This is a genomic window from Acinetobacter sp. ANC 3813, from assembly GCF_002135435.1.
Lineage (GTDB): Bacteria > Pseudomonadota > Gammaproteobacteria > Pseudomonadales > Moraxellaceae > Acinetobacter.
The window spans coordinates 429050-436601 of record NZ_NEGK01000003.1; the positions used below are offsets into that span (position 1 = coordinate 429050).

The window sequence follows — 7552 nt, forward strand, 5'->3', positions numbered from 1 at the left end:
TCTGCCCCGCCTTCATTTGAGCTGTGTTCTTTATTTTTGAGCATTGCGCGAATACGGCTGTAGATCTTTTTTTATGGCTATTTTTTTGAGCTGACTATGAAAAAAATTAAGATAAGCCTTGCTTGGCAAATCGTAATTGCGCTCATTCTAGGGATACTTTTAGGCTCATTTCTCCACTATTCTCCTGAATACCGTGATGCCTTAGTAAGTAATTTATTGACGCCGCTTGGCTCAATATTTATCAACCTGATTAAAATGATTGTAATTCCGCTTGTAGTTTCAATGCTGATACTCGGCATTGCCAATACAAGCCATGGATCAAATTTAGGTAAACTTGGCTTTAAAACCATTCTATATTTTGAAATTATCACCACTGTAGCCATTGTTGTTGGCCTAGTTGCTGCCAATGTATTCCAGCCAGGTGCGGGCATTGATATGTCTACACTGACTCAAGTGGACATTTCCAAATATCAGGAAACAACCCATGAAGTCAGCGAGCATTCGCATGGTCTCGTACAGACTGTTTTATCGCTGATTCCGCCCAACATTTTTGCCGCTTTGACCAGCGGTCAAATGCTTCCGATTATTTTCTTCTCGGTGCTTTTTGGTGTTGGACTAGGTTCCTTAGCACAAGAAACTAAACAGCCTTTAATTAATGTTTTAAATGCTGTTTCTGAAACCATGTTCAAAGTAACGCATATGATTATGATGTTTGCGCCTTTGGGTGTATTCGGCTTAATCGCTGCAACTGTCGCGAACTTTGGCTTCAGCTCACTGCTGCCTTTAGTTAAGTTGGCGGTTCTGGTTTATAGCGCTATCTTCTTCTTTATTTTCATTGTTTTAGGCTTTGTTGCCAAGTTCTGCGGTTTCAGCATTTGGGAAATCATTAAAATCTTAAAAGATGAATTGATTTTGGCGTACTCGACTGCCAGCTCAGAAACTGTATTGCCGCGCATCATGGAAAAAATGGAAGCCTACGGCGCGCCAAAACCAATTACCAGTTTTGTGATTCCAATCGGCTATTCATTTAATTTGGATGGTTCTACGCTGTATCAAAGTATTGCGGCCATCTTTATTGCGCAGCTTTATGGTATTGATTTAAGCCTTGGCCAGCAAGTAGTTCTCGTACTGACACTGATGATCACCTCTAAAGGTATTGCCGGTGTTCCAGGCGTATCTTTTGTTGTGCTGTTAGCAACACTGGGCAGTGTTGGTATTCCACTGGAAGGCCTTGCGTTTATTGCGGGTATTGACCGTATTTTAGATATGGCGCGTACGGTATTAAACGTGATTGGCAATGCATTGGCTGTACTGGTCATCAGCAAATGGGAAGGCCAATTCGATTATGAAAAGCAAAAGAACTATTTTGCTCTGCCCGCTGGAGCAACAGCTGCTTCCGTAAGCGCTGAAACTGACAGCACTGCAGCGCCATCAGCAAATCAAGATGATTACGACAAGCAGATCAACAATGCATCCTAATTAATCTTTTATTTAAAAAGGACGCTGCGGCGTCCTTTTTATTATACATTTTCATAACAATGATTAATGGCAAGTTCTTTTATCAAATCAATTATTAGGTTGATAGAATCCTTTAAATCACTCTCTGTATATTTTTCGATATGCATTGTTTTATTCTCTGGGTGGTGAATATGATTTCTTATCCAAGTCATTAAAGTTACATTAGCAGCAGGTTGCTTTATTCCTTTTATTTCTTTAATCCATATTTTATCTTTTGAAATACTTTTTTCTGTTAACCACTCTTCAAATTGTTTTTCAGTGTACTTTTCACTTAATTCTTGCAAGTAACCATATAAATCATTATGTAAATCAACTGTTGGTAAATCGTATGCTCTAAAATTCAACTCTCCCCAAGTAGGACTCCATGGAAAGATGTAATCTAAACTTGCTTTTTTAATACTATTTTTATGATTATATTTTTTAAAAATAAATAGACCAATATTTTTTAGGTATGGACTGTTTAAAAAATATGGTGAATGTGTAGTAACAAAAACTTGTCGATGCTTTGATATTTCAAGTAATGCTTGAAAAAGTTTTTGCTGACCTTTTGGATGTAAACATATTTCAGGTTCATCAATAAATAAATAAAATGGTTTAGAAACACCTTGCTCCTCATCAAAAGCCATAACGTCCGCATAAACCTGTAAAAGCGCCAAAGCAACAGAACGTTGCATCCCATTGCCTTTTTCAGTCATTGGAACTTTAATACCATCATCAATCATAATAGAACTATTTTTAAAAAATGATTCTATTTTTAACTCTTCAAACTCAAACGAAATTGATGCTGATCCAAATTGAGTTTGAAATATACTTCGTATCCGTTCTTCGACAACAAATAATTTTTGACGTAATTCTGATTCTTGAGCATTAAATACTTCATGAAATTTTTTACTAAACTCTTCATATTCTTTTGTTTCTTTATGACTTTTTGCAATTTCGGATAATAATACTCCACATATTGTTGATGCCCCAAAGCTTGCCTCATCATTTGGATTCGTATCAGCCCAAATAAAATTTGTCTCAAATAATTTTTTTAATGGTGCATCAATTCCAATTTCATTTTTATATAGAAAATCCTCTGAATTCCATAATCCTAAAGTTTTTAGCTCTCGTGTTGAACGCTTAATTTTTAAATGAGAAATACTATTCTGGCATTTATATATTCTATTCTTAAAAACTTCCGCCTTTTTACTTTGTGCAAAATTGTCTATAACACTTTCAATATCCCCTACAAACTCTAATTCAACATCTGCATCAAATAATTGTTCACCACTCTTATTTTTATACTTTAAAGCCTCAGCTGTCTTTTTAGTACCATTTCTAACAAAATCTATAGCTTCTAGTATCGTTGATTTTCCACAGTTATTTTCTCCAATAAAAATATTTAACCCACTACCAGCTTCACCATTAGGTAAACTAAACTCTAAAAAATTATCCTCTTTTGAGAAACCCTTAAAATCTTGTACTTTTAAACTCTTAATAAACATAACGCCCCATACTTTTTTAATAATAATTCTTTAAGAGATTGAAATTTAGTTCAATCTGTTTAAAATAACAACAGGATTCTCCCTAAATCTTTCCATACATTCGCGCAAGGTGCGCGTAGTGCACGGGTGTTAGTTCTCCCAACTAACGTAAAGATAGGGAGTTTGTCATGACTATTAAATTAGTTAATGTTCGAGCATATCAACGCTATCGTTTGGGTCAATGGGAACAAGTGTGTAAACATAAACGTTCTCATCCTAAACGATAATTAGATATTGGGGAGATATCCTACTTTTTCTATTTAATGCTTTCACCAAAAACAGAAACGCTTAAATCCCGAATCTTGTCACTGCCGCCTGCTTGATCAAAGCTCACGTCATACTGCACCAAATTCTTTTCATATGCATATTCATAGGTCACCGTATATTTACTTGGCTGACCTGTAGATTTCACCATATTCTTCGCCACAATTTTCTTGGTTTTATATTCTGCTTTAGGCAAGCCGCGCGCAAATTTATGCATCTGCTTTTCATTGCCATCAAATTTTGCCTGAAGTTCTGGCTCTAAACGCGTCATCAGCTGATCAAAATTCTGTGCACGCAAATCATCATAAGCACCTTGCGCTGCCTGCGCTTGCGAAGCACTTGGATCCGGCAGCGCATTCATTGCCTGCTGGCCTAGCTTGTCACAGCCGCTTAGCGCCAATACAGACGCCAATAACACATAATTTCGTTTTAACATCTTTATCTATTACCTATATCTTTGACTAAGCACCTTGCCGAGATAGAAAAAAGGACGCCGTAGCGCCCTCATTCCATTGATTTAAACTTAGCCCTGTTCAGGCTCGTTTAAATCTGATTCATCTGCAGCATTATCTGCAATGATTTCGTCTTCTGCACCAGTTTCAGCTGTCAGCGCCAATGATGCATCATCAAACAATTCATCATCTTCTTCTACAGCTTCAATTGAAACAACACCAACCAATAGCTCTTCGTTACCTAAACGGATCAAACGCACACCTTGCGCATTACGGCCCGTTTGCGCAACTTCAGAAGCGCGTGTACGCACTAAAGTTCCGCCATCAGAGATCAGCATCAGCTCTTTGGTTTCATCAATCGCGACTGCACCAACCAACTGTCCATTACGCTCAGAAGTCTTAATTGCAATAACGCCTTTACCGCCGCGTTTCTTGGTTGGGAAGTCATCTACAGGAGTACGTTTACCATAACCATTTTCAGAAGCACAAAGCACTTCACCTGTTTCAGGCACAACCACCAATGAAACGATACGGCTGATGAGTGCTGAATCTGAACCATCTTCATCATCAGACTCAATATCGTTTTCTTCTTGATCTTCAGCCTGTGCTGCTGCACCAATGGTCACACGCATACCGCGTACGCCCTTAGCAGAACGGCCCATTGAACGTACGTCAGTTTCTGCAAAACGAATCGCTTTACCTTCGTTCGAGAACAGCATAATTTGCTGTTCGCCGTCAGTAATTGCAACACCAATTAAGGTGTCATCGCCATTCAATTCAATCGCACGTAAACCGTTTGAACGAACATTCGAGAATTGCTCAAGCTCTACACGTTTAATCGTACCGTATTCAGTCGCCATAAACACATAGAAGTTCTTGCGAACCGCTTCAGCCTGCTGCGCAAAGTCATTGATGATGCCGTCATCAAGATCGGTCGTAGAAAGCTCTAGACCCAACTCTTTCAGCTGAATACGCAATGCATCAGAGATATCATCTGCACCGTCTTCAGATTCAGTCAAAGCAGCTTCAAGCGCAGTAAAATGACCATTAATCACTTCATTGCTTTGCAGCTGTGCAGCGTTTTCTTTAACAAATGCCTTAAAGTCAGCTAAACGATCTTTGAATTTCTTCGGCGCATCGATCACCGGTAAAATTGCGGTAATCGTTTCATTTTCATCAAGCGGCAATAAGTTCACCATCGGGCGACCTTTTGCACCGCGAGATGCTTGCGGCACTTCATACACTTTCAGACGGTAGACTTTACCGACATTGGTAAAGCACAGCACAGTCGCATGATTTGAGGTCACCACCATATGCTGGATGTAGTCATCTTCTTTCATGCTGGTTGCTGATTTACCACGGCCACCGCGACGCTGCGCTGCATAGTCAGAGAGCGGCTGTGTTTTCGCATAACCTGTTTTTGAAACCGTCAGAACCATTTGCTCTTCAGGGATCAAATCTTCACGCGAGAAGTCGATGCGTGATTCAACGATATCAGTTTTACGTGCATCGCCATATTGCTGCAGGATTAACGCTAGCTCTTCACGAATCACATTCATCAATAAATTGAAGTCATTTAATATTGCTGTGTATTCAGCAATTTGACCTAAAATTTCAGAATATTCAGCGTGCAGTTTGTCTTGTTCAAGGCCCGTCAAGCGATGTAAGCGCAATTCTAAAATTGCACCTACTTGCACAGGAGATAAACGGTAGACATTATCAGCCAAACCAAATGGGCGGTTTGGATCTTCACCTTCAATTTCTTCCGGACGAATTGAAATTGAACCCGCTTTTTCAAGCAGTGCAACAACACCGCCTGCAGCCCACTCACCTGCTTGCAAACGCTCACGCGCTTCGCCTGGGTTTGCTGAAGTTTTAATGGTTTCAATAATGGCATCAATATTTGCCAGTGCAACCGTCAAACCTTCCAAGATATGTCCACGATCACGCGCTTTACGCAATTCGAACATGGTGCGGCGCGTCACCACTTCTTGGCGGTGACGGATAAAGGCTGCAATAATATCCTTCAGATTCATCAATTTTGGTTGGCCATTGTCTAGGCAGACCATATTGATGCTGAATGAGTTTTCTAACTGAGTGTTTTGGAACAGATTGTTCACAATCACTTCAGCATTTTCACCGCGCTTTAAGTCGATGGCAATACGCATACCATCTTTATCTGACTCATCACGAAGCTCTGAAATACCTTCAAGTTTCTTTTCTTTAACCAGTTCAGCAATACGCTCAATGGTTCTCGCTTTGTTCACTTGATAAGGAATTTCAGTAAACACAATCGTTGTACGACCTGTTTTTTGATCTTCTTCAAAATGGTATTTACCGCGGATATGCAAACGGCCTTTACCTGTACGGTATGCATCTACAATGCCTGATTTACCGTAAATAATACCGCCAGTAGGAAAGTCTGGACCAGAGATATGCTCCATCAAGCCTTCAATGCTGATCTGCGGATTATTGGCATAAGCCAAACATGCATTCACAACTTCAGTCATGTTGTGCGGCGCCATATTGGTCGCCATACCGACTGCAATACCAGTTACACCGTTAATCAGCAAGTTTGGCACACGGGTCGGCATCACTTGCGGAATACGTTCAGAACCGTCGTAGTTGTCTTCCCACTCTACGGTGTCTTTTTCAAGATCTGCCAATAGCTCATGGGTTAACTTGCGCATACGGACTTCGGTATAACGCATTGCCGCAGCGCTGTCGCCATCGACCGAACCGAAGTTACCTTGACCATCGACCAATTGATAGCGCAAGCTGAAATCCTGCGCCATACGGACGATTGTTTCATAAACGGCGGAGTCACCATGCGGGTGATATTTACCGATCACGTCACCGACTACACGGGCAGACTTTTTGTACGCTTTGTTGTAGTCATTGCCCAATTCGTGCATTGCGAAAAGCACACGACGATGAACAGGTTTTAGACCATCACGCACATCTGGCAATGCGCGTGAGACAATCACGCTCATGGCATAATCGAGATATGAGCTTTTTAGTTCATCCTCAATGGCAATCGGTCTAATTTCCGATACGCTCATGCATACTCCTTATTATACAGGCAAAAATGACCCGCATTTATATGTCGTAAATCCAGCTAAAATTTCACTCAAAAGCATGAGTCAAAATGTAAAATACAGCCGTAAATTATAGCATAAAACAGCGCTGAAATGTGCGTTTTGAATACGGACTATCCTGTTATATTTTTTAATAATTTGGTTGTTTTTTAATCACTTCCCAGCATTCGTCAGAATCTTCCGCCATAGATGTGAAATCGGTCTATAAAACGCCGCTGACGCATGCATAATCAGCCACCCTAAAACCTATTGCAGAATTCTTAAATTTCACTCAGCAGCGCTCTTATACGCGCAAACTTAAACTGATAATAGTTTATCCCGCACCTTATAACCTTTTATCTATAATCCAGCGATCAACTCGCAATAAGCTTCACCGCTGACATTTCTTTAATGTCACAGCACAATACTTAGAATTGGACTTCCAATAAAAAATTAGACAATAAAAAAACCCTTAGAATGCTCTAAGGGTTTTTTAAACCGTAATTTCAGAAATTAGATTTTAGAAACCAATTCTGGAACAACAGTGTTCAAGTCACCGACTAACCAGTAGTCAGCTACTGCATTAATTGGCGCTTCTTCGTCTTTGTTGATCGCTACGATCACTTTAGACTCTTTCATGCCTGCCAAGTGCTGAATCGCACCTGAGATACCTACAGCGATGTACAGTTCTGGCGCAACGATTTTACCTGTTTGA

General features: G+C 40.1%; 4 protein-coding genes and 1 pseudogene. 1 reads left to right on the forward strand and 4 read right to left on the reverse strand.

Annotation, left to right across the window (positions count from 1 at the left end; translation table 11 throughout):
* Window positions 1–96 precede the first annotated feature (96 nt).
* Window positions 97–1365: pseudogene (gene gltP / locus B9T34_RS06980) on the forward strand (glutamate/aspartate:proton symporter GltP); the annotation flags it as partial.
* A 155-nt stretch (window positions 1366–1520) separates the two neighbouring features.
* On the opposite strand, the gene B9T34_RS06985 reads toward gltP, so the two are convergent.
* The 4 genes from B9T34_RS06985 to B9T34_RS07000 form a co-directional block, all read right to left on the reverse strand.
* A complete protein-coding gene (locus tag B9T34_RS06985; protein ID WP_086212425.1) occupies window positions 1521–3005 on the reverse strand; it encodes an ATP-dependent nuclease in 1485 nt (494 codons plus the stop codon).
* Window positions 3006–3300: 295 nt separating this feature from the next.
* Window positions 3301–3744 carry a DUF3887 domain-containing protein gene (locus B9T34_RS06990; protein WP_086212426.1) on the reverse strand — a complete coding sequence of 148 codons (444 nt, stop codon included), beginning with the start codon at window positions 3742–3744 and terminating at the stop codon, window positions 3301–3303.
* An 87-nt stretch (window positions 3745–3831) separates the two neighbouring features.
* Window positions 3832–6822, reverse strand: coding sequence for a DNA gyrase subunit A (gene gyrA, locus B9T34_RS06995; protein ID WP_086212427.1), 2991 nt, complete (start codon window positions 6820–6822; stop codon window positions 3832–3834).
* Between the two features lie 528 nt (window positions 6823–7350).
* A partial coding sequence (locus B9T34_RS07000) for an electron transfer flavoprotein subunit alpha/FixB family protein (protein ID WP_213034155.1) occupies window positions 7351–7552 on the reverse strand: 202 nt, incomplete at its 5' end.

Coding starts and splice junctions, on each gene's coding strand:
- B9T34_RS06985 (WP_086212425.1), bottom strand. CDS start 3,005: ATGTTTATTAAGAGTTTAAAAGTACAAGATTTTAAGGGTTTCTCAAAA.
- B9T34_RS06990 (WP_086212426.1), bottom strand. CDS start 3,744: ATGTTAAAACGAAATTATGTGTTATTGGCGTCTGTATTGGCGCTAAGC.
- gyrA (WP_086212427.1), bottom strand. CDS start 6,822: ATGAGCGTATCGGAAATTAGACCGATTGCCATTGAGGATGAACTAAAA.